We start from the raw sequence: 2,721 nt of genomic DNA, 5'->3' as shown, positions 1-2,721 counted from the left end.
CCGCGAAAAGTCTCGTCGATGACCTTCTTCAGGTCTCGAAGCGCGTTGTCGTTCATGTGCGGAAATTGAAAAAACCAGTCCATTCGGTTCCCCTTCTCGAAAGAGCCGATCCGTTCTTCTTGTTATGTCGGCAGGAACGGTGCGGCGGCTGAAGCACACCGCACCGGCTTTTGGCAGTGCTGGTTACAGCGCTGCCTCGATCTTCGTGGCGGCCTCGGGCGAAACCCACTTTTTCCAGATGTCCGGGTTTTCTTCGAGGAAGTGCTTGGCACCTTCTTCGCCGCTCGCCTGGTTGTCGGTCATCCAGGCCATCAGCTTGGCGATCGTCTCGTTGCTCCAGGAGCGCTTGTTGAGGTAGTCCATGACCTCCGGGCCGGCCTTTTCGGAGAAGGGCTTGGCGACGAGCGTCACGATCGTGTCGACTGGCCATGCGCTGGGCTTGGGGTCGGTGCATTCGGCAACCGTCACGCAGCGCTTCCATTCAGCCGCGTCATAGGGCACGCCGGCTTCGAGCTGCACCATCTCGTACTTGCCAAGCAGGGCCGTCGGCGCCCAGTAGTAGCCGACCCAGCCTTCCTTGCGCTCATAGGCCTTGGCGATCGAGCCGTCGAGACCCGCTGCGGACCCGGTGTCGACGAGGGTCCAGCCGGCTTTTTCAGCGTCGAAGGCCTTGTAGAGCTGCGCGGTTACGACCGTGCCGCCCCAGCCCTGCGGGCCGTTGAAGATCGCGCCCTTGCTCGGGTCTTCTGGATCCTTGATGAGATCGGGATGCTTCAGCAGGTCGGGAATTGTCTTGATGTCCGGATGGGCGTCAGCAAAATACTTCGGGATCCACCAGCCCTGGACGCCGCCATCGGGAAGCGGGGAACCGACCTTGACGATGCGGCCCTCCTCGGTTCCCTTCTTGACCACATCGGGAAGCAGATCGATCCAGGCCTCGGGCGCAATGTCGGGCTCGCCTTTTTCCGCCATAGACGTGATGGTCGGCACGGTGTCACCGATGGTGATTTCGGCGCTGCAGCCGTAACCTTCATTGAGGATGATCTTGTCGAGGTTGGAAATCACCTCGGCACTTTGCCAGTTCATGCTGGCGATGGTGAGGCTGCCACACTCGGCCGCGTTGGCGAGCGACGATCCGGCGATGGTCCCAAGGAAGAGGCATGTCGATGCAAGCAAGCTTTTCATTATCGTTCCCTCTTTGGCGGCTACTTTTTTGAGCGGGCTGCCGCAACACCCGCCCGACTGCGCTAGGAGACTTCTCCTATGCGAACCGATTTCCTGAACGCCGCCGACAGCCCGCGCGAAACGGCGGCATCAAAGCCTGCCGCGCGCATTTCATCGATCGCGGCCGCAGTGGTGCCGCGATAGTCGAGGAAGGTCTGCACAATGTCGGTCGGACAGTCGTCACGCTGTTCCAGCATCCGGCCGGCGCCCACGACGAGGGCGTTGACGGCGCGCTTGGCGATCTCGGCCTCCAGTCCGTGCGAGACGGCGTCTGACATCATCGCTGCAGCCAGCAGCGCCGGAAAGGCAGGGCCCGATCCAGTAAGGCCGGTCAGATAGTCGATCTCGGCCTCCGAGCGCACTTCATCCTGAGAACCGCAGGCATCGAAGATCGCCTTTACGACCGTTCGATCGCCGTCCCGCAGCCCGGCGCTCGCGATCCAAGGCGTATAGGACTTGCGAACTTCGGCCGCTGCATTGGGCAAGGTACGGACCACCCGGTCGGTGCGGTGGCGCTCGCTGAGAGCAGTCAGGCGAATACCCGCCATGACGGAGATGAGCAGCTTGCATTCGGTTTCGACGTTCAGGTTTTGCCAGTCGGCCGGGCGGACGGAGAGAACGATAACGTCCGAACGGTCGGCAAGTGCCTGGTTGTCAGATGTCCAGAACGAGCGATTGAAACGGTCGGGACGATCGCTGCGATAGGACAGCGACAGGTCTTGAGGCTTGACGATGCCGGCGTCGAGCATGGCTTCGGCGATGGCTCCGCCCAGCCAGCCTGCACCGCCAATCACCCCAACCCTCAAAGGTCCGCCCGCAGCCATGCTTCGCCTATTCTGGTTTGCAGCCATGCCGGGAGAAGAAGCGATCGATCTCCCTCTGCTGCGGCGTTTGTCCTGTGTAAATCGCGATGTATTCCGGAATGCGCTTCATGCGCAGCGCAAGGTCTTCCTTGGCCTGCATCGAGATGTATCCGATCTGCACCAGGTAGGTCGTTCGCGCGCGAACGTCTGCCGGTCCCGCCTCGTAGCCGAAGCGCATGAACATGCGGCCAAGCGCCTCCATTCTCGCCTGGTCGGCCTCATGAACTTCGGCCAGTATCTCGGGCGATTGCAGCGCCCAGCTGCGAACGGCGAACTCGAACTGGGAATCGAACAGGTCCTTGTTCACCCAGCAGTCGAAGACGTTCAGCATCGCCTCGGTCAGGGACTCCGCATAGGCTTCCGACTGCTTGATCAGGTTACCCGTGTTCTTCTCCCTCCAGCGCGCGACGAGCGCGCTTAGCAGCTCCTCCCGGTCCTTGAAGAACCAGTAGAAGCTGGTTCGGGACAGATTGAGCCGCTTGGCCAACGGCAGGATCTTCACCGAGTCCACGCCCGACTCGAGCAGGGAGTCGTAGGCGGCTTCGAGCCACCCCTCCTGAGAACCGCGCCAACCAGTGTCATTCATCGCCTGTTCCATGATTGCCTCCTAACAAATCCAAAGGGCGCCATCAAG

At 61.3% G+C, this 2,721-nt stretch carries 3 protein-coding genes; all 3 read right to left on the bottom strand.

What is annotated here, in order from left to right:
* Positions 1-183: 183 nt before the first annotated feature.
* A complete protein-coding gene (locus tag VGO12_RS30685) occupies positions 184-1,185 on the bottom strand; it encodes an ABC transporter substrate-binding protein (protein ID WP_327516512.1) in 1,002 nt (333 codons plus the stop codon).
* Between the two features lie 62 nt (positions 1,186-1,247).
* Positions 1,248-2,048: a pyrroline-5-carboxylate reductase family protein gene (locus tag VGO12_RS30680; protein ID WP_327516511.1), complete on the bottom strand. Its 801-nt coding sequence runs from the start codon at positions 2,046-2,048 to the stop codon at positions 1,248-1,250.
* Between the two features lie 7 nt (positions 2,049-2,055).
* Positions 2,056-2,685 carry a TetR/AcrR family transcriptional regulator gene (locus tag VGO12_RS30675; protein ID WP_327516510.1) on the bottom strand — a complete coding sequence of 210 codons (630 nt, stop codon included), beginning with the start codon at positions 2,683-2,685 and terminating at the stop codon, positions 2,056-2,058.
* Positions 2,686-2,721 lie beyond the last annotated feature (36 nt).

The organism is Ensifer sp. (genome assembly GCF_035999135.1).
In the GTDB taxonomy this organism is placed as follows: Bacteria; Pseudomonadota; Alphaproteobacteria; order Rhizobiales; family Rhizobiaceae; genus Ensifer.
Note: the sequence above shows the minus strand (reverse complement) of the source record. Positions and strands in the feature narration are given on the sequence as shown.

What these genes read in the sequence shown, in the direction of transcription:
- VGO12_RS30685 (WP_327516512.1), bottom strand. Translation starts at nt 1,185, where the DNA reads ATGAAAAGCTTGCTTGCATCGACATGCCTCTTCCTTGGGACCATCGCC.
- VGO12_RS30680 (WP_327516511.1), bottom strand. Translation starts at nt 2,048, where the DNA reads ATGGCTGCGGGCGGACCTTTGAGGGTTGGGGTGATTGGCGGTGCAGGC.
- VGO12_RS30675 (WP_327516510.1), bottom strand. Translation starts at nt 2,685, where the DNA reads ATGGAACAGGCGATGAATGACACTGGTTGGCGCGGTTCTCAGGAGGGG.